Annotated in this window: 16 protein-coding genes; 7 read left to right on the forward strand and 9 right to left on the reverse strand. The window is 65.9% G+C overall.

What is annotated here, in order from left to right; genetic code table 11:
* Window positions 1-40: 40 nt before the first annotated feature.
* Window positions 41-994: a hypothetical protein gene (locus tag ACEVQ6_RS16960; RefSeq protein ID WP_374890214.1), complete on the reverse strand. Its 954-nt coding sequence runs from the start codon at window positions 992-994 to the stop codon at window positions 41-43.
* Between the two features lie 242 nt (window positions 995-1,236).
* Between ACEVQ6_RS16960 and ACEVQ6_RS16965 the strand changes: the two genes are divergently transcribed.
* A complete protein-coding gene (locus ACEVQ6_RS16965) occupies window positions 1,237-2,175 on the forward strand; it encodes a sugar-binding transcriptional regulator (RefSeq protein WP_374890215.1) in 939 nt (312 codons plus the stop codon).
* A 463-nt stretch (window positions 2,176-2,638) separates the two neighbouring features.
* Here the strand turns inward: ACEVQ6_RS16965 and ACEVQ6_RS16970 are convergent, their stop codons facing one another.
* Window positions 2,639-3,421, reverse strand: a complete 783-nt coding sequence (locus ACEVQ6_RS16970) for a phosphodiester glycosidase family protein (protein WP_374890216.1) — start codon at window positions 3,419-3,421, stop codon at window positions 2,639-2,641.
* A gap of 344 nt (window positions 3,422-3,765) precedes the next feature.
* On the opposite strand from ACEVQ6_RS16970, the gene ACEVQ6_RS16975 reads away from it, so the two are divergent.
* Window positions 3,766-3,975: a cold-shock protein gene (locus tag ACEVQ6_RS16975; RefSeq protein ID WP_374890217.1), complete on the forward strand. Its 210-nt coding sequence runs from the start codon at window positions 3,766-3,768 to the stop codon at window positions 3,973-3,975.
* A 213-nt stretch (window positions 3,976-4,188) separates the two neighbouring features.
* Window positions 4,189-4,413 (forward strand): hypothetical protein, encoded by a 225-nt coding sequence (locus tag ACEVQ6_RS16980; protein ID WP_374890218.1) that lies wholly within the window; start codon window positions 4,189-4,191, stop codon window positions 4,411-4,413.
* 10 nt (window positions 4,414-4,423) lie between these two features.
* On the opposite strand, the gene ACEVQ6_RS16985 is transcribed toward ACEVQ6_RS16980, so the two are convergent.
* Genes ACEVQ6_RS16985 through ACEVQ6_RS16995 form a run of 3 tightly spaced genes read right to left on the reverse strand, consistent with a single transcriptional unit; the run spans window position 4,424 to window position 10,240 of the window.
* Window positions 4,424-6,253 carry a response regulator gene (locus ACEVQ6_RS16985; protein WP_374890219.1) on the reverse strand — a complete coding sequence of 610 codons (1,830 nt, stop codon included), beginning with the start codon at window positions 6,251-6,253 and terminating at the stop codon, window positions 4,424-4,426.
* Window positions 6,240-7,118 carry a CheR family methyltransferase gene (locus tag ACEVQ6_RS16990; RefSeq protein WP_374890220.1) on the reverse strand — a complete coding sequence of 293 codons (879 nt, stop codon included), beginning with the start codon at window positions 7,116-7,118 and terminating at the stop codon, window positions 6,240-6,242. Before ACEVQ6_RS16990 ends, ACEVQ6_RS16985 begins: the two co-directional genes overlap by 14 nt.
* On the reverse strand, window positions 7,115-10,240 hold the full coding sequence (locus tag ACEVQ6_RS16995) for a response regulator (RefSeq protein WP_374890221.1): 3,126 nt from the start codon (window positions 10,238-10,240) through the stop codon (window positions 7,115-7,117). The genes ACEVQ6_RS16990 and ACEVQ6_RS16995 overlap by 4 nt, the downstream gene beginning before the upstream one ends.
* Before the next feature lie 339 nt (window positions 10,241-10,579).
* On the opposite strand from ACEVQ6_RS16995, the gene ACEVQ6_RS17000 reads away from it, so the two are divergent.
* Window positions 10,580-12,859, forward strand: a complete 2,280-nt coding sequence (locus tag ACEVQ6_RS17000; protein WP_374890222.1) for a calcium-binding protein — start codon at window positions 10,580-10,582, stop codon at window positions 12,857-12,859.
* 86 nt (window positions 12,860-12,945) lie between these two features.
* Window positions 12,946-14,025: a helix-turn-helix transcriptional regulator gene (locus ACEVQ6_RS17005; protein WP_374890223.1), complete on the forward strand. Its 1,080-nt coding sequence runs from the start codon at window positions 12,946-12,948 to the stop codon at window positions 14,023-14,025.
* Window positions 14,026-14,034: 9 nt separating this feature from the next.
* Here ACEVQ6_RS17005 and ACEVQ6_RS17010 read toward each other — a convergent pair whose 3' ends face one another.
* The 4 genes from ACEVQ6_RS17010 to repA all read right to left on the reverse strand — a co-directional run bounded on the left by ACEVQ6_RS17010 (window position 14,035) and on the right by repA (window position 21,594).
* On the reverse strand, window positions 14,035-17,130 hold the full coding sequence (locus ACEVQ6_RS17010; RefSeq protein WP_374890224.1) for a hypothetical protein: 3,096 nt from the start codon (window positions 17,128-17,130) through the stop codon (window positions 14,035-14,037).
* Between the two features lie 85 nt (window positions 17,131-17,215).
* Complete coding sequence (gene repC / locus ACEVQ6_RS17015; protein ID WP_374890225.1) at window positions 17,216-18,412, reverse strand: plasmid replication protein RepC; 1,197 nt, start codon at window positions 18,410-18,412, stop codon at window positions 17,216-17,218.
* Window positions 18,413-19,204: 792 nt separating this feature from the next.
* Entirely contained in the window at window positions 19,205-20,356 is a 1,152-nt protein-coding gene (gene repB / locus ACEVQ6_RS17020; RefSeq protein WP_374890226.1) for a plasmid partitioning protein RepB, read from the reverse strand.
* Window positions 20,356-21,594 (reverse strand): plasmid partitioning protein RepA, encoded by a 1,239-nt coding sequence (gene repA / locus ACEVQ6_RS17025; protein ID WP_374890227.1) that lies wholly within the window; start codon window positions 21,592-21,594, stop codon window positions 20,356-20,358. The genes repB and repA overlap by 1 nt, the downstream gene beginning before the upstream one ends.
* Window positions 21,595-22,108: 514 nt before the next feature.
* Here repA and ACEVQ6_RS17030 point away from each other — a divergent pair.
* Window positions 22,109-22,354, forward strand: a complete 246-nt coding sequence (locus ACEVQ6_RS17030; RefSeq protein ID WP_374890228.1) for a hypothetical protein — start codon at window positions 22,109-22,111, stop codon at window positions 22,352-22,354.
* Between the two features lie 6 nt (window positions 22,355-22,360).
* Window positions 22,361-25,783, forward strand: coding sequence for a S8 family serine peptidase (locus ACEVQ6_RS17035; protein WP_374890229.1), 3,423 nt, complete (start codon window positions 22,361-22,363; stop codon window positions 25,781-25,783).
* The last annotated feature ends 106 nt before the right edge of the window (window positions 25,784-25,889 follow it).

Genomic DNA, 25,889 nt, shown 5'->3' on the forward strand with positions numbered 1-25,889 from the left:
ATGTGAAGGAAAATTCAAGTTAATAACTCAATCAAATAAATTAATATTCTCCCGCCAATTCTCTGTAGCGCTCTTCTTCGTTGTATATATCTATTTTGCTTTCTCCTAGCGGCTGAAAGTAAGTCTTATCATAAATGTTATTTTTATTAATCGACGTTTTTAAAAACGAAATTCGAAATTTTTGCTCAATAAGATGCGTTTCGCCACTAAAATTATCTTTATATTTTATTTTTATAGCGGCAACTCCGTAATGTTCTCCGCTCATTATGCTCTTTATAGTAGAATTCTTAAATGGATAAACCGGAGACTCACACTCGGCATTAGGGCAAAGTATTGTGGAATGACTCCAGTCATGATTAAAAAGCACAAGGGATTGAGGATATTTAGCCACTTCAATCACTCTGCAGCACAAAGTAACGTGCAACCCGCTAGCAACGCTTCTTCCTGTATTTTTGACGGTCACAAACAAAAGGGTTTCTGCATCGTCGTTAAGGTTATTATTTGCAATTGTCTGATGATTTGAGTAGGAAACAAAAGCGCGCTCGGCTTGCTTAGAAGTACGTATTGCATCATTCGCATGAGCTTCGCTACTTCTGGCGGCTTCCCGAGTTGCGTTGAACGTTTTTTTGATATAATACAAACCAGCGCCGGTTAAAATTAAGCTGGCTACTGATAAAAGAAACATCCCCTTCGCCCAGAATTCCATGCCTTCTTGGGCTCGCAGGTCGCGTTCACTATTTTTATAATCTATCGAGGAGAGTATTTTCTCGTTCACACATGTTACAATATCGATAATTTTTCGTTTAGAGCACTCTTCATCTATTTTTCTTGTATCGATTGCTAAATTTTCACGTGAAATAATATCGTTATAAGCTGATTTTAAAGCGTTATCTGTCGCCAGTGACCATACTGACATTGTAAACAACATAAACAAAAGAACGATAGATAAAGCTGTTACCGCTTTAAATAATTTTCCATACTTCTTTTTTTTCACAATAAAAATTCCTCCTCATTCAAAATGCATTGAAATACATAAGTAATTTTTGTCGGCGCTTTATTATATAAAATTAACACAGGCGCAGATCAAGGCCGCTCGATTGAGTTCTTCACTTCAATTATCGGCATGCGAAATACAAGTCCCTACTGCTTTCAAACCCATGTTCACACATGAAAATCTGCAGTAGAGCTAATTCGCATTGCCGCCACGCCGCTTGCATAGGATAGCAGGAAGCCATCATGTCGGATCAGGACCAGTCGCTCGCGATCCGCGCCGCATGGCTGCACTATATCGGCGGCTTCACCCAGGCCGATGTCGCCCGCAGGCTCGGCATTCCCTCGGTCAAGGCGCACCGGCTGATCGCCCGCGCCGTCGCCGACGGCGTGGTCAAGGTCTCGATCGACGGCACGATTGCCGAATGCGCCGCGCTCGAGGTCGAGCTCTGCCGCGTCTACGGGCTTTCCACCTGCGAGGTGGCGCCCGACATCGGTGAGGAGGGGCTGGCGCTGTCGACGCTCGGCGCCGCGGGGGCGGACTATCTGCGCCGCGAGATCGAGCGCGGCGAGGCGCGCGTCATCGGCGTCGGCCACGGCCGCACGCTCTTCGCCGCCGTCCGCAACCTGCCGAAGGTCGCCGCCGGCGACGTCACCTTCGTCTCGCTGCTCGGCGGGCTGACGCGCAACTACACCGCCAACCCCTTCGACGTCATCCATGTGCTCGCCGAGAAGGCCGGCGTGCGCGCCTATGTCATGCCCGTGCCCTTCTTCGCCAACACCGAGGAGGACCGCGAGGTGCTGCTGGCGCAGAAGGGGGTGAGCGAGGTCTTCCATCTCGCGGCCCATGCCGACCTGAAGCTCGTCGGCATCGGCACGGTCGACCGCGACGCCCATCTTCTCACCTCCGGCATGCTGGAGGACCGCGAGATCGGCGAGATCGCCGCGCTCGGCGGCGTCGGCGAGATGCTCGGCCATTTCTTCGACATCAAGGGCCGGGTGCTCTCGACGCCGGTCACCGCCCGCACGCTCGCCGCCCCCTTCCTCGAGACCGGCGGCGACCGCGTCGTGGCGATCGCCGGCGGCCCGAAGAAGACCGAGGCGATCCGCGCCGTTCTGCACGCCAACCGCCTGACCGGCCTCATCACCGACGAGCGCACCGCGAAGGCACTGCTCGGCCGCTAAAGCGTATCGCGATCTTTCAGATTCGCTCCTACACTTTAGGTCTTTGTTTTTACGCGTGTCTTTTCGCAAAGCTGCTGCACACCTTTGCGAGACACGTTCAAAGCATGTTCAGCCGAAGCGGGATCGCCCTGGCGTCGGACACTGCGTCGAAACAGCGAGAGGGCGCATGTCCGGCCGGATCGGGGTCGCGCCCGCAGGGGACACTGCGGCACAGCCGGGGACTTGAACCATGTCCGGGCGATCGCGTGATCACCGGAAACTCTCGCAAGGCGTGTCGCGACCTTCCACACCCGCTCATGCGCTTAAGCCCGTCGTCTACGCATGTCTTCTGTGCAAAACCGCGACCACAGGCCCGCGAAACAGCCTTTCAGCCGGTCGGACAAACGCTGCTTCCGCGCAGATGCGCCGCCCTTCTGCCGCGGCGTCCGAGACAGGAGGGGGGCGCTTTGCGGCCTGCGATCCGCTACCTTGCCTCTCCGACGAAGCCGAGCATCGGCCCGAAGCCGCCGTGCCAGGACCAGTCGTTGACGCGCAAGGCTGGGCTGAAGAGGCCGACGCCGTTGCCGCCGTCGAGGAAGAGCGCGTCGGGGCAGCCGAGACGGTCGCGGAAGAGGCGGGCGAAATCGTGGAAATTGACGTCGCCCTCGCTGACGGCGATCTTGACCGCGCCGCCCTCGCAGACGCCGACGCCGCTGCGCCGCGTCCGGTCCTTAGAGCCGACGATGAAGATCGGGTTCAGCCTGCCCTTCATGACCAGCATCGGCCCGGACTGGGTGGCAAGCCGCACCTGCGGGCGGCGCGCGACGAAGTCCCGCGTCGTCGCCACGCCCGCCCCGGCCGCCCCGACGAAGAAGACGCCGTTCGGCTCCTTGAAGAAGTTCGGCACGGGACGGATGCCGGGCGCCGCAGCCTCGGTGTTCACCGGCCGCTCCTCGCTTCCCTCGGCGACATAGAGGCCCATCGGCGTGTAATCGGAGAGATACATGCCGGCATTGACGGCAAAGACGAGCGAGCCGCCCTTTTCCCGCACGGCCCTGTCGAGGCGCGAGAAGCCGCGAAACGGCTTTCCGTCCGCATCGCGCCAGTAGAGCCCGAGCCGCGCGAGGTCATGGGCGCCGAGCGTGCAGACGACATGGCGCCCGCCCTCGAAGGCCTCGCGGGCGCAGGGCTCCGCCGCCGCGCCGCCGGGTGTCGCGATCGCCGCGAGCGCGGCCGAGGCCAGCGCCCCGATGACATGCCGTTTCAATTCTCGTCCCCTCCTGCCCACCCGTACCGGCCCGATCTCTGGCGGACGAATGTGGCGCTTTGCCAGAAGGCGCGGCGACGGGGGCGAAAAAGACGGCATCCGCGGGGACCGTATGAATTTCCAAGCGATTTCATCGGCATGGCGCGTATTTTCCCGGAAAATCCGATTAAAATCCGGATTGCGGTTGCTATTATGCCACGATGCGCCTAAATATAGGTCATCGACCATTGCTTGTGACATCGGTCCAGAGCATCGCGCTCCCGTCGGATTTCCTCTCAAATACTCGATCCAAATCCCGCAGGGTATCGCGGGAACCCCTACCTTTGTTTTGAAAGGACAATGCCATGAATACGGGTACCGTCAAATGGTTCAACGCCACCAAGGGCTTCGGCTTCATCCAGCCTGACGATGGCGGCACGGACGTGTTCGTCCACATCTCCGCCGTCGAACGCGCCGGCATGCGCTCGCTCGCCGATGGCCAGAAGATCGGCTACGAGATCGTGCGGGACCGCAAGTCCGGCAAGAATTCCGCCGACAATCTGCGCGCGGCCTAAGTTTTCGTTCGCCCCGCTGACCACGGATGTACTGGCAGCGCGGCGCGGATGACCGTGAGAGGTCGGGCGATTGCCCGGCCTTTTGTCGTTTCGGGCGCGCCCTCCGGCGTGCTCCTCCGGGTCCCGGCCTGCCGCGCCTGCACCCCGCGCAAGGCGCGCCGCGCGTTCCCCCGGTCGCTCCTCCCGAGTTGCCCCTCCCGAAAGGAGGCCATGATGGCCGTTACCAAGGACAACATCTTCAAGCCCGCCAAATCGTCGGCCGAGCAGAAAGCCTCGTCGACCGACACGGCGGCGCGGCAGATCGTGCTGGCGGAAGCCGCCGAGCGCGTGCGCAAGACGGAAAGCCTGCGCAAGCTGCGCGAGGCGCGCGAGGCCGAAGCGCCCTCCATTGCCGCTCCGCCTTCCCGCGCGGCGCGCAAGAAGGCCGCCAAGGCCTGACCCGCAAGCCTCAGACGGCGCGGCCGATCATGCTGTCGACGCGGCGCAGCAATTCGTCCGGATTGAACGGCTTCTCGATGATCGGGATGTCGTCGAAATCGACCGGCAGGTTCTCCCGCCCGTAGCCGCTGACGAAAACGAAGGGAATGGCGCGGTCGGCAAGCGCGCCGGCGACGCCGTCGACCGGATCGCCGCGCAGGTTGCCGTCGAGAAGCGCCAGATCGATCGCCGCGTCCTGCATCGCCTCCAGCGCCTCCTTGACGCTCGTCGCCGTGGCGCTGATTTCGTAGCCGCGCTCGGCCAGCGTCGCCTCAAGGTCGAGCGCCACCAGCGGCTCGTCCTCGATGATCAGGATGCGCTTGCGCGCTGGCGGCGCGGGCTCCGCCTGCGGCGCGACGGCTGCCGTCTCCGCCTCCACGGCGCGGTCGAAGGCGACGAGCGCATCGTCCGGAACCGCCATCGAGATCCGCCAGACAAGCCCGTCCGCCATCGTTTCCAGCACCGCCTCGCCGCCTTCCGTGCGCGCGCTCGTCTCGATCAGCGTCGTGCCGAAGCCGCGCCGTCCGCCCGCCTCGGGCGGCGGCCCGCCGCGCTCGCGCCATTCGATCGACAGCAGCCCGTCCGCCACCCGCCAGGTGACCGAAAGCCGGCCGGAGGGGACGGAATGGGCGCCGTATTTCACCGCGTTGGTCGCAAGCTCGTGCAGGATCATCGCCCATTGCAGCGCCTGCTGCGGCTTGAGCTTGACCTCGGGGCCGGCGACGGCGACACGGGCGGGGTCGAGCGCGCCGAGCGAGAGCTGCTCGCGCACCAGCTCGGCAAGGCACGCGCCCTCCCAGGTGCGGGCCGACAGCAGCGAATGCGCCTTCGACAGCGCCTGCAGCCGCCCGGTGAAGGTGCGGTTGAAGGTTTCGGGACCGCGTGTGTGGCGGAAGGTCTGGGTGGCGATCGCCTGCACCGTCGCCAGCGTGTTCTTGACGCGGTGGTTGAGCTCGCCGATCAGCAGGCGCTGCGTCTCCTCGGCGCGGTGGCGCTCGGTCACGTCGAGGATCTGCGCGGAGAAGGGCGCGCGCCCGTCCCGTCCGGGCAGGACGGAGAGATACCATTCGCCGGCGACCCTGCCGCCGGCCTTGTCGCGGGCGTCGAGCGACAGCACCGTCCGCCGTGCCGCCGCCTGGCCGGCGACGAGGCCCGACGCGGCGGCGGCAAACAGCGCGGCCGCCTCCGCGTCGAGCCAGCCGAGATCTTCGGGCCGGCGCCCGATCGCCTCGCGGGCGCTCCAGCCGAACAGGCGGATCGCGCCTTCCGACCAGCCGGCGATCGCAAGGTCGGCGGAGAAGCGGACGAAGGCGAGCGGCGAATTGTCGGTATGGGCCTCGAGTTCGCCGAGCGCCGCGGTCAGCGCCTCGGCCTTGGCGGCGAGCTCGCGGCGCTGGCGGGCGAGCTCGAAGAACACATGGGTCTTGCTGGCGATCACCTGCGGATCGATCGGCTTCTGCAGGTAGTCGACCGCGCCCATCTCGTAGCCGCGGAAGCGGCGCCGCTCGTCGGCGGGAAGCGCCGTGACGAAGATGATCGGGATGTGGCGCGTGCGCTCCGTGCCGCGCATCAGCTCGGCCAGCTCGAAGCCGTCCATCTCCGGCATCTGCACGTCGAGCAGCGCCAGACCGACCTCGTGCTTCAGGAGAAGCTCCAGCGCCTCGGCGCCCGAGCGGGCGCGGATCAGCTCCAGCCCGTCGCGCGCGAGCAGCGCCTCCATCGCCACGAGGTTCTCCTCGAGGTCGTCGACCAGGAGAAACTTCACGGGCATCGTCGACGTGGCCGGCTCAAACGGCGCCATGGCGCTCTCCCCCCTCGCCCGGCTGGACGGGTTTCTTGCGATAGATCTTCTCCCGGACGCTGAAGGCGTCGAACTGCCGGTTCACCGGCGAGAAGCCGAGGGTCTCCTGCAGGCCGAGGCCGAGGAAGCCGCCGCGCACCAGGGATTCGGCGAAAAGCCCGAAGACGCGGTCCTGCAGCGCCCTGTCGAAGTAGATCAGAACATTCCGGCAGGAGACAAGATGCACCTCGGCGAAAACCGCATCGGAGACGAGGCTGTGCTCGGAAAAAACCGTCCGGGCCCGCAGCGTCCGGTCGAAGGCGGCCGCGCCATAGGCGGCGGTGTAGTGGTCGGAGAGCGGTGTCGCGGCGCCCGAGGCGCGGTGGTTCTCGATGAAGAGCGGCAGGCGGTCGATGGCGTAGATGCCGGCCTGGGCCTTGGCCAGCGCCTCGGGATTGATGTCGGTGGCATAGAAGACGGTCCGGTCGAACAGCCCCTCCTCGCGAAACAGGATGGCGAGCGAATAGAGCTCCTCGCCGTCGCTGCAGCCCGCGACCCAGACCTTCAGCGAGGGATAGGTGCGCAGATGCGGGATCACCTCGCGGCGGATCGCGAGGTAGTAGACGGGATCGCGGAAGAGCTCGCTCACCTGCACGGTGAGGAAGTTGAGGAGGCCGTGGAAGACCGCCGGATCGTGCAGCACGCGGTGCTGCAGCATCGACAGGCTGTCGCAGGAAAAATGCTGGCGCGCCTGCTCCAGCCGCCGGGCGAGCGAGGCGCGGGCATAGCCGCGGAAGTCGTAATGGCTCATCCGGTAGATCGCCTCGAGCAGGAGGTCGAGCTCGATCTCGCCGACGGGCCGTACGGGAAGCACCGGCAGGCTCATCGCGGCATCCACACGCGCACCAGCGACAGGAGCTTGTCGACGTCGAGCGGCTTGGCGAGGTAGTCGTTGGCGCCGGCCTCCAGGCAGAGCGCCTGGTCCTGCGGCATCGCCTTCGCCGTCAGCATGATCACCGGCAGGGCGTTCAGCCGCTTGCGCGCGCGGATCTCGCGCGTCGCCGTCAGACCGTCCATCTCCGGCATCATCACGTCCATCAGCACGAGGTCGAAGGGCACGCCCGCGCCCGCCTCCATCCGCGCGTCGATGGCGGCGAGCGCCTCGCGCCCGTTGCGGGCGATGGTGACGCGGGCGCCATGCGCCTCGAAGATGCTAGTCAGCGCATAGACGTTGCGCACGTCGTCCTCGACGACGAGGATGTCGCGGCCCTCAACCGCCTCGTCGCGGTTGAGCGATTTCGCCAGCATCTCCTGCTGCCGATTCGGCAGGGCGGAGACCACCTGGTGGAGGAACAGCGTCACCTCGTCGAGCAGGCGCTCGGGCGATTTCGCCCCCTTGATGATGATCGACTGGGCGCTGCGCCTCAACCGCATCTCGTCGTCGGCGGAGAGATCGCGGCCGGTATAGACGATCACCGGCGGCAGCGTCACCGAAGGGTTCTGCCGCAGCCGGTCGACGACGTCGAGGCCGGTCGCGTCCGGCAGCGTCAGGTCGAGCACGACGCAGTCGAAGGCCTGCTCGGCGAGCCGCTCGACGCATTCGGCCGCCGTCTTGGCGCCGACCGTCTCGACGTTCAGCGAGCCGATCAGCCGCTGCACGCTTTCGAGCTGGGTCTGGTCGTCCTCGACGACGAGCACGCGGCGCAGCGGCTCGACGAGGTTGCCCTCGACGCCCCTCAGCGCCTCGACGAGCTCCTCCCGCTTCACCGGCTTCAGCGTGTAGCCGGCGGCGCCGAGCGCGCGGGCCTTCAGCATGTAATCGGCGCCGGAGACGACATGGACCGGGATATGGCGGGTGCGCAGGTCGTGCTTCAGCCGGTCGAGCACGAAGAGGCCGGTATGGTCCGGCAGGCCGATGTCGAGGATGATCGCCTGGGGCAGGAACCGGTGCGCGAGCGTCACGCCCTCGTCCGCCGTGCCGGCGACGACGCAGCGGAAGCCGAGCTCGCGGGCAAGGTCGTAGAGGATGCCGGCGAAGGCCGCGTCGTCCTCGACGGCGAGCATCACCCGCTCGCCGGCCACGATCGCCGCGCGGTCGTCCTCGATTGGTCCCGAGGCCGCGACGGGCGGGAGCGCGGGAACGGCCGGCGCCGGCGGGCGGACCGGTTCCTCGGCGCGCGTCACCGTCACGGTCCTTCCCGAGGCCACCGCCCGGCCGGGCGCGTTCTCCGCCTCGTAGCGCTGCGGCAGGATGACGGAGAAGGCGCTGCCCTCGCCTTCCCGGCTGCTGACCGCGATGCGGCCGCCGAGAAGGGCGGCAAGCTCGCGCGAGATCGACAGGCCGAGGCCCGTTCCGCCATATCTGCGGCTGATCGTGCCGTCCGCCTGGCGGAAGGGTTCGAAGATCGCCTTCTGCTGCTCCTGGGGAATGCCGATGCCGGTATCGGTGACGACGAAGGCGATGTCGGCGCCGTCGCGGGCGAGCGACAGCGTCACGCCGCCCTTGTGGGTGAATTTCAGCGCGTTCGACAGGAAATTCTTCAGCACCTGTTCGAGCCGCAGCGGATCGGTGACGATCGTGTCCGGCAGGTCGGGCGCGCGCTCGACGGCAAGGGTCAGCCCGCGGTTCGCCGCGGTCGGCTCGAAGGTCGCCTGCATCTTCGCCGCGATCTCGGCAAGGGCGACCGGCCGCACCGCGATCTCGACCTGGCCCGCCTCGATCTTCGAGATGTCGAGGATGTCGTTGATCAGCGTCAGCAGGTCATTGCCCGACGAGCCGATGGTGCGGGCGAACTTCACCTGCTCCTCGGTCAGGTTGCCGCTGCGGTTCTCGGCGAGCAGCTGGGCGAGGATCAGCAGCGAGTTCAGCGGCGTGCGCAGCTCGTGCGACATGTTGGAGAGGAATTCGGACTTGTAGCGGCTCGACTGCTCCAGCTCGCGCGTCTGGTCGAGAAGCGTCGTCTGGGCGCGGGCGAGTTCGTCGCGCTGGGCGGCGAGCTCCTGCGTCTGGGCCTCGAGCTCGGCATTGTTCTGCTCGAGCTCGGCCTGCTGGTGTTCGAGCCGCGCCTGCGAATCCTGCAGCGCGCGCGCCTGTGCCTCGAGCTCGTCATTGGCGGCGCGCAGCTCGTCGCCCTGGGCGGAGAGTTCGTCGGCCTGCTGGCGCGTCTCCTCGAGCAGGCGGGCGAGCGTGGCGCGGTACTGGGCCGAGCGCAGCGCCACCGCGATCATCGGCGCGAAGCGGGCGAGCGCGGCGCGCCGGCGCGCTGGCGGGCTCTTCAGGAAGCCGAGCTCCATCACCGCCTCGACGACGCCATCGGCCGAGGCGGCGGCGATGGTCAGGTGGCGCGGGATCGCCCGGCCGAGCGCCGAGCCGACATAGATGTAGTTCTCCGGCACGTCGGAGAGCTCGATGACGCTGCCGTCGCGGGCCGCCTGGCCGAGGAGCCCGTCGCCCGCCGTCACCGTCGCCGGCACCGGCGCATCGGCGGGAATGCCGTAGGCGGCCTGGCGGCGGAACACGCTCTCGTCGCGGACGAAAAGCGCCGCACTCTCGGCCTGAAGCGCCTCGCGCATCCTGTCGAGGATGCGGGCGGCGAGCTCGGAGGGCGTCTGTTCCCCGGCCATCGCCGCGCCGAGGCCAAGCTCGGCCGCCTTCAGCCATTCCTCGGCCTTCATCCGCTCGCGCACGACGATGAAGACATAGCCGCAGCCGGCCAGGATCCAGGCGATCAGGATGCAAAGCGTACGGTTGAGCTGCGCGAGGCCGGCGATCGCGCTTTCGGGCGCCGCGAGGTAGCCGACAACGATCAGCACGGTCGACAGCGCGGCAAGCGCCGGCGGCAGCAGCGGGCGGCTCGTGAAGAAGGAGAGCGAGATGGCGAGAATATAGGCGAGCCAGACCGCGGTCCCGAGCGGCAGCATCAAGTCGGCGGAAAACGCGCCGGCGGTGAGCGCGGCGAGGAGGGCGTAGAGCCAGGGGGCGATCCGCGCGTCGAGGGAGGGTTTCATGGGCAGGATCAACATATGGAATGCGTGTTGAAGACGAAAAGCGCCTCGCCGTAGCACGCCCGCGCCGGCACGTCCTGCCCCATGATCTTGCCCCTCGTGTCACGATCCGCGCGCCGGCCTGAGCGCATGACGGCGTTCCCTGAGGCAAACTAGAGGAGGCTCCCGCAAGGTAAAGGGCGGATGTCCACAATCGAGGAAGAGGATCGGCGCGGGTTTCGCCGGCGCTCGTAACCCGTTTGGAGGATGCCGCTCCTGCATGCCGCTGTATGATCGCCGGTCAATGCACCTGTCCATGACGCCTTCTGGAAGGTGTGCGCGGCAATCAAGAGGGAACGCGGAATGGCGAGGAACGTGCATTATGTCGGCATCCGGTTCTCGTATACGATCGCCGAAGTTCCCCTTGTTGGCGGCACCTATATCTTCGAGGAACCCACGACACGCCTCATCGACACTCTCAACGCGACGGGGTTGGGTGACGACGTCCTGAACCAAATTCGGTCTTTCGTCTCAGAGAGGCTCACAACCGTCAATTTGGTGGATTCAAGTGCCGATATCGGTATCTGGGAGCTTGTTGATGCGGAAAGCCAAGTCTACGGGTTCACCACTCAGGGCCTGCGTGTGCCCGTTCGGCATGGACGCCTCGAGATCGTGACGCTTGATGCAGCCTCCCCTTTCGATCTCGAAAGCAGGGCGCAGCAATACGAGGAAATCTCGGTACTTGACGATTTCGTAGGCAGAGAGGGAAGGGCCCGCTTTCACACCTATGAGTACCTCAACAAGTTCGTCGCCCCTCTGTTCACCTCCGCCTCCGACACCGTCGATTTCAACACGTTCACGACGGCCGACGCCGCCCTCGGGCTCGGCGACCATGCCTTTACGGGGGATGACACGGTCGTTCTTCCCTCGCGCGCCAAGGCGATCGAGATCGGATACGCCTACGCGGCCTTCGACGGTGGCATCGGCAACGACACCATCACCGGAGGGGATCTGGGGGAGATGATCTATGGCGGCTTCGGCGAGGACCGTCTGTCGGGAGCGGGCGGGGACGATACCCTCTATGCCGGCGATGCGCGGTTCTTCTTCGTCTCGCCCGACGACTCCGTCAACTGGCTTGACGGTGGCGCTGGCAATGACACCCTCATCGCCGTCACGTCCCAAAGGCAGATTCAGGACAAACTGACAGGCGGATCGGGCCGGGATACCTTCTACGTCGACGGACGCGACTATATCACGGATTTCGAGGTCGGGGAGACAGCGCATCTCTTCGGTGGCTCGTCGGTCGACAGGGCCATCATCTATACCGAGGCCGACTTTACGACGATCAGCTTCTTCAGCGATACGTTGAACAGGCTTGAAGCCCGCATCGCATTCGAAGGCCGCATCGATCCTGACGATTTTTCCATAACCTTCTCGAACGTTTTTGGCGGAGCGCCATCCGCCTCGATTACCTATTCGCCCAATGCCGAAGCCAGGGCGAGCCGCGCTCTCGAGGCGTTCTCGAAGAAACTGATCGACACATTCAACCTGCTGAAACCTGCCCTGGAATACGGTGCAGGCGAACTGTTCTCCAAAATCTACAAGAAGGCCCTGGAAAAATCCGCCGATGCGCTGAAAAAGAAAATCGTCAAAGCGATACTTGAAAACAGTGAAAAGCACATCGGAGAGGCAACGGCAAAAGCTTTTACTGACATGGCGGACAAGGCGTGCCAGAAAATCCTCAAAAACATGCTGAAGAAAAATGTCGATGAACAGCAAAAAATTCTGGACGCAAAGGATCTTATGCAGATATTTGTCGAGGTTTTACATCCCTTCGCTGGAAAATCTCTCAAGCTCAGCGAGGTTGTGATTAAAACCGGATTTGAATTCGCGATCCAGAATATCGACAAAGATTTCGATAGCAAATTTCTTCGCGCCCCCGACACCCGCGAGATCATCCGGCCCAAGGACAACGTCACCTTCAAGAACAACAGCTTCGAGACCTCCGACACCAAATACGGCTATGTCGGCACCAAGACGGGGCTCGATGCCTACAAGGCGAGCGCGACGAAGAAGGATGCGCTGATCTCCGGCGTCGACGTCGATCGCGGCCCGGCGGGCGTCGACACGATCAGGCTCGCCGACATTCCGGCCGCTGGCGGCACCGGACAGAAGAGCGCCGCCGCGCCGCCGCCGACGCTGCTCGTCGGCAACGGCCTTTCCAACACGCTGACCGGCAACCGCCACGACAACACGATCTCGGGCAAGCAGGGCAACGACGTGCTGACGGGCGGCGCCGGAAAGGACAGCTTCGTCTTCGACACGGCCCTGCGCCGCAACGTCGACACGATCACCGACTTCAGCGTGCGCGACGACACGATCCTGCTCGACGACGACATCTTCAGGGCGCTGCCCAAGGTGCCCGCCTCGGACAAGGACGGGACGATCGCGCTGCCGAAATCCGCCTTCGTCGCCAATGCGACCGGCAGGGCCGAGGATCGCGACGACCGGATCGTCTACAACCGCAAGGACGGAACGCTCTCCTACGACGCCGACGGGACCGGCGCGACGACGCCGATCGTCTTTGCGCAGATCGGCGAGGGACTGCGGCTGACGGCGGCCGACTTCCTCGTCATCGCCTGAGCGCGGCACGGGCGTCGGCGGCTCGGTCGCCGCCCTTGCCCGACGCGCCGTCCTTCGGCAGGATGGCGTTGCGGGAGGGCGGGCGAATGGAAGTCTCCAGGATCTACGAGGCGGCGGCGCTGCCGGAACTGTGGCCCGTGGTGCTCGACGCGATGACGCGGCGGACCGGCGCCTTTGGCTGCACGCTGATCACCGTCGACGAGGACATTCCGATCTGGATGTCCTCGCCGGACTGCGCCCCCACCTGCAACCGCTATCACCTCGACGGCTGGGCGGCGCGCAATCCGCGCGTCGACTATTCGATGCGCCACCGGCCGCCGGGCTTCGTCCGCGACATCGACATCTTCTCGCGCGAGGAGATCGCGGCCATGCCGCTGATCCGCGATTTCTTCATTCCCGCCGGCGGCGGCTGGGGCGCGGGGCTGATGATCCCGATGCCGAGCGGCGAGACGCTGGTCTTTTCCGTCGACAAGGCGTGGAAGGACGGGCCGCTCACCGACGACGCCATGGCCTTCCTCGAGGAGATGCGGCCGCATCTGTCGCGCGCGGCGCTGCTGACGGCGAAACTGCGCTTCGAGCGCGCCCGCGCCGTGGTCGCCGGCTTCGACGTCGCAGGCATCCCGGCCGCGCTCATCCGCGCCGACGGCGGCGTGCTCGCCGCCAACGACCGCTTCCAGGCGCTCGACCCGCCCTTGCGCATCGGCGCGCGCGACCGCCTGCATGTCGAGGCGGAAACGGTGCAGGCCCTGCTCACCAACGCGCTCCAGCGCCTCGTCGGGCGCGATTTCCGCATGCCGATGTCCTTCCCGCTGACCGGCGGCCGCGAGCCGATGGTGCTGCACCTGATCCCTTCGGCCGGCGAGGCGCGCGACCTCTTCGGCCATGCCGTCGCGCTGCTGCTCGTCAGCCTCGTCCGGGCGCGAAGCGCCCCCGACCGCACGCTGATCGCCGCCCTCTTCGACCTGACGCCAGGCGAGGCGCGGGTCGCCGGAGGCATTGCCGGCGGCCAGTCCCCGGCCGAGATCGCCACTCGTCACAATGTCTCGCGCGAGACCGTGCGCGCGCAGCTGCGCGCGATCTTCCGCAAGACCGGAACCACCAGCCAGGCCGCCCTCATCCGCCGCCTGCGCATCGATCTCGGCGATCCGACGGAGACGCAGGACTGACGCCTCTCCTCAGATCAGGAGAATATCGCCTGCCGAAAGGGTGATGGCAGTGGCGAAGCTGGCGATCTCGATCGCCTTGGCGCCCCCTTTGCCGTCGGCATCGAAGGAGAGGATCTGCAGGTCGGTATCGTAGAGGAACTGGGCGTAGGCCCGGTTTGCCGTGGCGCCGCTGCCGACGACGAACATGTGGGCGCCGAGCGGCCGGGCGCTCAGGTCCAGAGCGAAGCCGGAGGCGGAGATGGCGACGCGGTCGCTGCCCTTGGTGAAGTCGACGATGGTGTCGCCGCCTTCCGCGCGTGAGCGGTAGAGAAAGGTGTCGGCGCCGTCGCCGCCCTCAAGGAGGTCGCGGCCGGCGCCGCCGGCGAGCGTGTCATTGCCGTTACCGCCCGAGAGCCTGTCGGCGCCGCCGAGACCGCGCAGGTAGTTGTTGCCGTCATTGCCGGTCATCACGTTGGCGCCGCCATTGCCGACCGCGCCGACATGGGCGCGGCCGACGAGGATGAGGTTTTCCACCTGCAGCGGGATGGTCACCGCGCCGGTGGTGGAGATCGTGTCGATGCCGCCACCCGCTTCCTCGACGATGATGTCGCCGGCGGTGTAGCCATAGGTGTCATCGCCCTTGCCGCCGATCATCCGGTCGATGCCGTAACCGCCCTTGAGCAGGTCGTTGCCATCCCCGCCGGTCAGCGTGTCGTCGCCGTCGCCGCCGTTGAGGGTGTCGTCTCGCGCGCCTCCGTCGAGCCTGTCATTGCCGGCGCCGCCATCCAGACTATTGTTGGCGCTGTTGCCGGTGATGCTGTTGTTCAAGGCATTGCCGGCACCGGCCAGGGCTTTCGTGCCATCGAGAACGAGATTCTCGACATTGTCCACAAGGGTGAAATCGATCGTGCTGACGACGGTATCCGTGCCTTCTCCGGCAAGTTCGATGGTCTGAATGTCGGATCTGGTTATGCGATAGGTATCGTCGCCGGTTCCGCCCTCGAGACGGGCTCGAAAGACGGATGAGAGTGTGTCGTTACCGGCACCGCCGTAGAGATAATTTCCAGTAGCAAAGGAGCCACTGTTTCCAGATGTGGCGGCAAGGATGTCGTCGCCGTCATCGCCATACAGGGAGTTCAGTCCGTGGCTGCTGGTTATAATGTCTGAGCCCCCTCTGCCATGGACTTCAATTTCGCCGTATGGGTGGCCCCACAGGTCTATGACATTCGCCTGGTCGTTGCCCGAGGCGAATTGCCTTCTATCCTCGCCGCCCTGGATCACCAGATTTTCGACATGCTCGGGCAATGCTATGTCGGAACCGGTGACGATGGTGTCGATGCCGCTGTTTTCCCGTTCAGTGATGCGATCCCCACGCTGCCAGTAATAGGTGTCGTCGCCGCTGCCGCCGATCAACAGATCCCTGCCCTCGAATCCCCAAAGCTGGTCGTTGCCCTTGCCCCCTTCCAGCCGGTCGTCACCGTCGCCACCATAGAGCGTGTCGTTCCCGATATTGCCGATGATACGGTTGTTGGAGGCATTGCCTTGGCCAGTGGCCGCCGCAGTCGTCATGAAGGTCAGGTTCTCGACATTCTCGGCAAGCTCGACAGTGTTCACATAGGCATGAACCGTGTCGATGCCGCCGTTCTCGTCTTCGCCGATAACCACAATGGCGCCTGCGCCGATGATATAGGTGTCGTCACCGGCGCCACCGAACAGGTAGGCTGGCCCGCGCGCCTCAAGCGTGTCGTTGCCGCCCATGCCGTAGAGCGTCTTGATGCCGTTGCCTTCGGCGATGAGGATGTTGGCGGCATCATTGCCCGTTCCGGTGGTATCAGCGCCGCCGGTGAAAACCGGCCCACCCACCAGCGTCAGGTTTTCGACACCGATGCCAAGCGTGAAGCTGACCGACGAGACGACGCTGTCAATGCCGCCATTGGCCGCTTCGATCACCGTGTCGCCGGCATTGTCGACGAAATAGGTGTCGTCGCCGGCGCCGCCGATCATCCGGTCCTTGCCCGTTCCGCCATCGAGCCCGTCATTTCCGTTGCCGCCCGAAAGACGGTCGTCGCCGGCCCCTCCCTTCAGCACGTCGTCGCCATTGCCGCCGACGGCGGTATCGTCGAAGCGCGACAGCACCATCATGTCGATGCCTGCCGTGCCGGTCAGGTTGACGGCCGCGCCGGAAAAGCCGCGGATCGACACCTTGACGTCGCTCGTCCGGTCGGGTTCTCCGTCGGCGACCGCGACGAGACGCGCGGAATAGTCGCCGTCCGCCGCGTAGAGATGGTCGATCGCGACCGGCGTGCCCTCCGTTACGGGCGTGACCACCGTCACCGAACCATCGCCGGGAGTGAAGCGCACCTCGTCGCCGTCGGTCGCCGCCGTGAAACTCAGCCGCCTCTCCGGTGCGAGATCGAATTTCAGGCCACCCCCATTGTCCGAGAGCACATAGGTCCCATCGTCGGAAAAGCGCAGCGGCTGCCTGCCCATCGCCTGCGGCAGCCGGATCGTCTCGCCGGTGACGAGATCATGCACGAACAGCGTACGGTAGTCGGGTCCCCCCCAATAGCCCATGCCGTAGATCACCTTGGTGCCGTCGCGGCTGACGACGGGATCGCGGAAATCGAGGGGGTACGAACCCTCTTCCACCCCCTTCGTGATCAATGTCACGACACCGGTCTCCATGTTCTTCACATAGATGTCGCGCCCGGAATTCGTGTCGCCGCCCGACACGGCCGTTCGCGACGAGAAGGCGACGATCGTGCCGTCGTCCGAAGCGGAAAGAGAGTAAGTGTCGACGCTGGTGTCCGGAACAATGTCGATGACCTCGCCGGTCCGCGTGTCGAAGAGGTAAGACCTGCCACGGTCGAAAATGTCATCGTAATAATCGGCGACGTAGAGGAAGCGCTCGTTCGCGGTGAAGCCAAGCGGGATGCCTTCGCGGGAACCGGGCACCTCGGTCACCTCGCCGGTGACGAGATCCTCGACGAACACCGCGTAACCAGTTTCAAGATCGCCGACGAAGGCACGCTTCGTCGCCGGCGGACGGGAGAGATCCCTGGCCGTCGCCGTCTCGACGCCGTCGACGGGCGCGGTGGTGCTGATCGAAAGCGTCGGGGCCGCCACGAAAATCCTCCCTGAACATTGCCTAAAATACGCGCTGATCATAGACGGGAAACCGCTTCGCCGCAAAGACGAGTGTCGCCTGCCCTCACCGCCGCCGCTCCAGCGCGTCGAGCATCGGATAGATGCTGAAGGCGGAGCGGGAGGCTTTTTCGGTGAGCCTGCGCAGATAGCCGCCCGGCGAGCGGATCGTCTCGGCGCGTTCCAGCATCGCCGCCACCACCACGGCCGCCGCGGCTGTGCCGAGCGCCGCCTTCGCCTTCGCCCAGGCATCCGGCGACACGCCGAGCATGGCGCGGACGAGATCGGCCGCCGCGATCAGATCGTTCCAGCTTGCGACGCCCTCGCGGGCATAGTCGACGATCGAGGGGCAGAGCCGCACCACCCGCGACAGGGAGAGCGCCATCTTGCGCTCCGGCGCCCAGGCGACGGCTTTGCCCTTTTCTATTTCTCGGCCGCTGGATTCAATAGCCTGTTGTGTCTTTGAATTCTGAATATGACGCTCGCCATGATGGTCATTGGCGCTCATTTCTTCATGGGAAAGACTTGAAAGATAGGCGTATTCCACATCGGCGCGCAGCCGCGCGAGATCGTCGCAGCGCTCCTGCACGCTGTTGATGCCGGCACGGGGACCAGGCGCATGGTTGAGCGCTGCGAACCGGACGGAAAGGCCCGGCCAGTCGCCGCTGCGTTCCTCCTCCAGGGCGGCGGCGATGATCTTGGCAATATCCCGCCGATGCAGGGTGACGGCCGCCCGCAGCGCCCGTTCGGCCCGGGCGCGGGCGCGCTCCGCGTCGGCCGCCGCCATGATCTCAGCTGCCTTCAGCGCCAGCGGCGCAAGGTCGAAGCCGAAGGCGTCCTCCACCGCGCCGGCCTCGTCGCGCCGGCAGTAACGCTTGCCATTGGCGCTGTCGCGGCGGAAGATCAGGCCAGCCTCGACGAGGGCCGCCAGATGGCGGCGCAGCGTCGCCGGCGCCATGCCGCGCGCGCGCATGGAAAGCTCCCGGTTCGACGGAAAGACGATGATCGCCTCCCGCCCGTCGAGCCCCCGCCCGGTGGTGAAAGAGACCAGCGCCTCGAGAAGCGTGATCGTCCGGTCGCCAAGGCCGAAGACGCGGCGCGCCTCGGTCAGCGCACGCAGCAATTGCCACTTGTCGGCGACCGCGCCGTCATTCGCCCCGTCTGCAAGGCCGCGCTGGCGCTCGGCCGTCTCGTTCTGCCGCCGGAACAGGCGCGCGGTCATCCGTCCGCCGCCGAAGGGCGTCGTCGCAATGCGTTCGATCATCGTCCGTCTCCTCGAACCGAGGCAAGCAGGACCCGAAACCGTCTGGATCGCGGAGAAAACCCATGGGAGAGGACAGGCCCCTCCCCGCATCGATGACCGCGGGCCGCCGCGCCTTTCCGGCGACGGCAAACCGTCCGGACACGGCGGCGGTCAGCCGCAGCGCCCGTCAGAGCCCGATCAGGTCATGCTCTCCCGCGCCGCGAACCGGGGTTCGGGGCAAAAGGAGACCCTCCGGCCGTCCGGAAGTCGGAAAGGCCGGGCAAAGGAAATGCGCTTCGCGGAGCAATGATGCCGCCGCGACGGTTGACTTTGTCCGCCGGAAGTGATTCTCTTGAATTGCTACATAGAAGAGGGGCTTCCGAAATGGTGACGTTTTGGGGGCCTTTTTTCTTGTCTCCGTGCGTCCTTTCCTGGGTTTCACCGTCTTTCCGGCCGGGCGGACCCGGTCGAATCGGCTCCGAAGCGTGGCGCAATCGTGCAGATCCGCGCCTTCACTTCCTGTCTTCGTTTCGCCGCATGCCCCCTCGCAAAACCGACATTCAGTTTTACGAGGCATGCTCCGGGTCCGGCCGCAGCCGCTGAAACGTGGCGCGATCGTCCGGATCCGCGCCTGCGCGTCGGGCGCCTGTTCCTACGCCTGTCGTTGCGCAACGACGCTGCGGGCGTTCGCGAGCCATGCCTTGCGCCGTCGGGCGCTTTCTTCCCGCATCCCGCCGCGCCGTTCATGTTCGGACCGCCGGCCTCCTGTCGCGCAAGGCCCGCCGCGGGGGCCTGCCTGATCCTGCCTCCTCCTCAGGCCGTTCCGTCCTGCGCCGCGGCGCGGGCGGCGAGATAGGCCTCGTAATCGGCGGCGATCCGCTCGCCGAGCGCTGCCAGGAAACCGGCATCGACGTCGTCGGCGAAAGCGAGGCTCACCGCCCTGCCCCTGCGCGTCACCCGGGCGACCAGCCGCCCGTCGCCGCGCCGCGCCGCGGTGCCCGGCTTTTCCGGCGCCGGCGGCTTCGGCCGCTTCAGCCGGTCGAACAGCATCTGGAAGCGCGTGTCGGTGTCGGCGGCGCGGAAGCGGGCGGAATGGACCTCGTCGATCGCCTTCTCGACCTCCGCGCCGTTGCCGTTCTCGAAGATCTCGGCGAGCGCCATCCAGCGCTCGCGCCCGGCCTTCGGCGCCGGGCCGACGGCATGGGCGAAGCGGATCGGCACCGCATCCGCCACCTGCATCAGTCGGGAGAGCTCGCTCTTCTGCACGACGAGCGCCTCGCCGATCAGCCGGCGGTCGAAGCCGCGCGCGGCGAGCGCCTGGGCAAACAGCGCCCGCTCGATGAAGGAGAGGTTGCGCCGCTCGGCATTCTCCTTGCCCTGGGCGAGCACGAGCTCGTCATCGGTGAGCGGCCGCACGATCGCCTGCACCGGCCGGCCGAGACGGCGGGCCGCCTTGAGCCGGCGGTGGCCATAGGCGACCTGATAGTGCTCCGGCCTGCCGGCGATCGGGCGCACCAGGATCGGCACCTGCTGACCGTGGTCGCGCATGCTGTCGACGAGCGCCAGGAAATCGGGATCGTCGCGCGCCTCGTCGCTCATCCGGTCGGCGACGAAGGAGGCCTCGACCGTCTCGGTCGACAGCGACAGCACGCGCTCGCCGCTCGCGAGCGCCTCGCGCAGCGCCCGCGCCTCCTCGGCCTCGCGCGTGATCGAGGAGAGCGACAGGCCCATCGCCTTGATCGCGCCGGACGCCGTGCGCCCACCCTGTCCGGTGTTGCCCTGTCCCGCATGACCCTGCCCGGCCTGGCCACCCTGCCCGTCCGGGCCGGAAGCCCCCTCCCCCGGCGCGACGAAGGGCGTCATCGACTTCTGCTCCGGCGCCGGCATCGACGCCTCGGGGCTAGCCGGGGCGATGTCGCCGCCGAAAAGCTGCTTCAGGGAATTCTTCCGATCGCGCCCGGCCATCATGCGCGTCCCCAGGCCCGGTGGATCAGCTGCTCGATCTCGGCATTGACCGCCTCGAGCGATTCCATCGCCCGATCATAGGTGCCGCGCGAGAAATTCTCGCGGCCGACCTCGTAGAGCGTCTGCTTGGTGAGGCCTGCATCGGAGATAGCGGTGGATTTCAGCATGGCGGCGGTCAGCACGCGCCCGCCGAAGAGCGAGCGCAGGAAGCCGACGATCTGCGCCTGCGGCGCGTCATGCGGCTCGAAGCGGGTGACGAGGTAGCGCAGGAAATCGAAGTTCAGCGTGCCGCCGGCCTCGCGCACGACGCCGAGCAGGTCCGAGGTCATGAACAGGAACTGGCTCATCGAGGCGACGTCGAGCATCTGCGGATGCACGGTGACGATGACGGAGGTGGAGGCGCAGAGCGCCGACAGCGTCAGGTAGCCGAGCTGCGGCGGGCAGTCGATGACGACGACGTCGTACTGGTCGGCGACCGTCGCGAGCGCCGCCTGGACGCGGGTGAAGAACAGCGTCGCCTGGTCGCCGGGGCGCCGTTCGGCCAGCGCCTTCGGCGTCGCATGCTCGAATTCCTGCAGTTCGAGATTGCCCGGCACGAGATCGAGATTGTGGAAATAGGTCTTGCGGACGATCTCCGACAGCGGCCGCGCCTCCGCATCGTAGCGGATCGCGCCGTAGATCGTGTCGTTGCCGGAGAGGTCGAGCTCCGGCTGGTAGCCGAACAGCGCCGAAAGCGAGGCCTGCGGATCGAGATCGACGGCGAGCACGCGAAGCCCGGTCATGGCGAGGTGCTGGGCGAGATGGACCGAGGAGGTCGTCTTGCCCGAGCCGCCCTTGAAATTGGTGACGGAGAGGACCTGGAGGTGCTCGCCGGCGGACGGATCGCGCCATTTGAGATAGGCGCGCGCCTTGGCGGCATTGCCCTTGGCGATCGCCTGCTCGGCGAGGCGGCGGCGCAGCGCGTCGATGTCGGCGAGCGTGTAGAGACGGCGCCCGCCCGGGCCGGTCGCGACCTCCGGCCCCTCCCCCGCAAGCGCGATCTGGCGGAGATACCCGTCGGAGACGCCGACGAGGCGGGCCGCCTCGCCGGAGGTGAAATGCCGCAGCGACTTGACCGAGGTCGGCGCGAACAGCCGGTCGCGCATCGCCTGCAGCTGGGCCGAAAGCGCGCGCGCATCGGCGGCGATCGCCTCGTCCGCCGGCGGCGGCATCGTCTCCTGTCGTTTGGCTTCCGGCATTCCCGCCACTCCATCCTTCTCGAACCCTGCGCCCGACCCGACCGCGGCTGCCACTATGCAGCGATTCTCGGCGGCGGGGATATACGGGGAAGGCGCGACCTACAGATTCTTCGACGGTTACGGAAAACCTGTGGATATTCTCGCCTCTCCGTAACAAACGGTGCGGGATCGTCCGAGTCGCGTCAAGCGGTTTTTGGTTAACGCCGGGTAAACGTCACCGCGCCCCAGCCGCGCCCTGGAGACGAAGGTGGGGATCCCGCCGCTCCGGCAACGGCCGGCGCGGCCCTCGGCCCCCGCGTCCCGACCACATGCTGCGCTGCGGCCAAATTGGGGCCGGTCGGCTTCCGGTGCCGTCGGCCCCGTGTTAACCTTCCGTTGACGTTTGCGACCCGGCCGTCCGTCTCGGGAGCGCGGGGGCGTCGGGGCGGCCTGCCGTCGGGCGGGGGCGCGCGACCCGGACGGCGATCCGCAACATCCATGTTTTTCGCCGGCCCCCGCGCGCGGGCCGCAGCTCATGATGAAGGGGATCGGCATGTTCGAGATGGCGGCCGCCGAGATCGAGATCGTCGGCGACATGGCGGGGCCGGGCGTCGAGTGCCCGCTCTTCCGGCTCGAAAGCGGCGAGGTGATCACGCTGTCCGGCCCGGCGCCCAAGGGCGAGGGCGCCTATGCGCTCACCGGCCGCTTCCTGCAGTTTTCCAACTGCATGCAGGGCCGCACCTTCCGCATCCAGCATTTCCGCCCGGCCAAGCAAGGATAGACCGTCATGGCACGCCCCACCGATCCCCTTTACCTTCAGCAGTGGCATTTCGGCCTGATCGGCAATATCGAGCGCATCTGGGACGAGTATACCGGGCGCGGCGTCCATGTCGCCGTCTATGACGACGGGCTGCAATATATCCATCCGGACCTTGCCGCCAATTACGACGCCTCCTTCCACTTCCGCTACCAGAACGTCACCTACGATCCGACGCCGATCGCCGACGACGACGCGCATGGCACCTCCGTCGCCGGCCTGATCGGCGCCGTCGCCGGCAACGGCATCGGCGGCGTCGGCATCGCGCCGAACGTGACGTTGACAGGTGTCAACTATCTCGAGGACATCCAGAACCGGTCACTCGAGATCGCCACCGCCGCACTGCGCTGGGCCGCCAATTTCGACGTCATGAACAACAGCTGGGGCCGCACCCCGGCCTATGCGGCGAACCAGTCGATCGCCGTCGATGGGAGCGTCTCGACCTCGACGCTGATCGACGCGGCCTACAAGACCGTGGTCGAGAAGGGGCGGGGCGGGCTCGGCACGGTCATCGTCCAGGCCGCCGGCAACGACACGGTCAACGCCAATGCCGACGGCGTCAACGCCTCGCGCTACACGCTGACGATCGCCGCCACAGAGCAGGACGGCTTTGCCGCCTCCTATTCCAATTTCGGCGTCTCGACGCTGATCACCGCGCCCGCCTCGGCGGTGACGACGGACCTCGTCGGCGAGCGCGGCAAGAACAAGACCGGCGATGCCGATCCGCTGCCCGTCGACTACCGCAATTCGTTCAACGGCACCTCGGCCGCGACGCCGACGACGGCCGGCGTCGTGGCGCTGATGCTCGAGGCCAATTCCGGGCTCGGCTGGCGCGACGTCGCCTCGCTGCTGGCGCTCTCGGCGAGCCACACCGGCTCGGCCTACGGCGCCGCCTTCGGCGGGCCAACGGAACGCGGCGGCTGGGGCACGCTCACCGCCGCCGGCTGGAACGGCGCCGGCCATGCCTACCACCTCTCCTACGGCTTCGGCATGCTCGACGGCTATGCCGCCGTGCGCATGGCCGAGGTGTGGACCGCGATGCGCGGGCGCGCCTCGACCAGCGGCAACGAGGTCAGCACCTGGATGAGCTATGACGGGCCGACGCTCACCCTCCCCGATGCGGGCGTCGACTGGAATTTCAACATGATCCCGGGTCAGGCATCGGTCAACTTCGCCTTCACCGACGCGATCGAGATCGAGACGGCCTATGTCACCGTCGATCTCAGCCATGGACGCGGCTACGACCTGCAGCTCTGGCTCGTCACGCCGGACGGCATCGAGCTGCCGCTGATGCAGAACGAGGACGCCGCTGTCGACAAGACCCAGACCGGTTTCAAATGGACCTTCGGCGTCGAGGCGCTGCGCGGCCTGTCGAGCGCCGGCACCTGGAAGCTCCTCGTGCGCGACACGCTGATCGACTATTCCGGCGTCTTGCGCAGCGCCAAGCTCGAGTTCTTCGGCGCGCCGGCGTCGGCAAACGACATCCACACCTACACAGGCAATTTCCTGGCGCTGCGCGCCCTCCAGTCGAACCGCGGCACGCTCTCGGACAGCAATGGCGGCGTCGACTGGATCAACATGGCGGCAATCCCCGGCGCGGTCGATGCGAGCCTTGCCGCCGGCGGCATCGTCCGCGTCGCCGGCACGCAATGGTTCCGGATCGCGGCCGGCGCCGACACGATCGAGAACATCGTCACCGGCGACGGCAACGACACGGTCACCGGCAACAGCCTCAACAACCGCATCCTCGGCATGCGCGGCAGCGACACGCTGTCGGGCGCCGACGGCAACGACACGCTGGACGGCGGCGCCGGCGCCGACATCCTTCGCGGCGGCCGGGGCGACGACACCTTCATCGTCGACCATGCCGGCGACCGGGTGTTCGAGGCCGCCAACGAGGGAACGGACACGGTCGAGGCATCCGTCTCCTTCTCGCTTGCCGGCCAGGCGATCGAGAACCTGGTGCTCACCGGCACCGCCGTCATCAACGGCACCGGCAATTCCGCCGCCAACACGATCACCGGCAACGGCGCCGCCAACCTGATCGACGGCGGGACGGGGGCCGACCAGATGCGGGGCGGCAAGGGCAACGACACCTATGTCGTCGACAACAGCCGCGACCGTGTCTTCGAAGCAAGCAACGAGGGCATCGACACGGTGCGCGCCTCCGTCTCCTTCTCGCTTGCCGGCCAGGCGATCGAGAACCTGACGCTCACCGGCACGGCCGCGATCAACGGCACCGGCAATTCCGGCGCCAACGTCCTCATCGGCAACGGCGCCGCCAACATCCTCGACGGCGGCACCGGCGCCGACCAGCTGTCCGGGCTCGGCGGCAACGACACCTATATCGTCGACAACGTCCGCGACCGGGTGTTCGAGGCGAAGAACGGCGGCACGGACACGGTGCGCGCCTCCGTTTCCTTCTCGCTTTCCGGCCAGGCGATCGAGAACCTGACGCTCACCGGCACGGCCGCGATCAACGGCACCGGCAATTCCGGCGCCAACGTCCTCATCGGCAACGGCGCCGCCAACATCCTCGACGGCGGCACCGGCGCCGACCGGATGGAGGGCCTCGGTGGCAACGACACCTATATCGTCGACCATGCCGGCGACCGCGTCGTCGAGGCGGCGAATGGCGGCACGGATACGGTGCTCTCCTCCGTCACCTTCTCGCTTTCCGGCCAGGCGATCGAGAACCTGACGCTGACCGGAAGCGCGGCGATCAACGGCACCGGCAACGGCTCCTCCAATGTGATCATCGGCAACGGCGCCTATAACCGCATCGACGGCGGCGCCGGTGCCGACCGGATGGAGGGACGCGGCGGCAACGACGTCTACACGGTCGACCATGCCGGCGACCGCGTCATCGAGGCGGCGAATGGCGGCACCGACATCGTCTATGCCTCCGTCGGCTTCTCGCTTGCTGGCCAGGAGATCGAGAACCTGACACTGACCGGAGCCGCGGCGATCAACGGCACGGGCAACGGGCTCGCCAACCGCATCATTGGCAATTCCGGCGCCAACCGCATCGACGGCGGCGCGGGAGCGGATGTGCTGACCGGCGGCGCCGGCGCCGACATCTTCCTCTTCACCTCGGCCCCCGGTGCCGGCAATATCGACCGGATCACCGATTTCTCGCCGGTGGACGACACGATCCGGCTCGACCGGAGTTTCTTCCCCGGCCTGTCGCTCAACGTGCTCACGGCCGAGCGCTTCAAGGATGTCGGCGTCGCGGGCGCGACGCTCGATGCCGACGACCGCATCGTCTACAACAGCAAGACCGGCCAGCTCTTCTTCGACAGCAACGGCAGCGACAGTGGCGGCTCCGTCCAGTTCGCCGTGCTCGACAACAGGCCGGCGCTGACGGCGGCGGACTTTTTCGTCATCGCGTGACGGATGCCTGATTGCCACGGCGGGATACTCCTGCCGCGGCCTTTCCCGTCCGGGGCGACGTTGACAGGTGTCAACCGCACCCGCCCGTCGGACGAGGCCGTTGCCG

This window comes from Ensifer soli (assembly GCF_041928815.1).
Taxonomy (GTDB): Bacteria; Pseudomonadota; Alphaproteobacteria; order Rhizobiales; family Rhizobiaceae; genus JBHFEI01.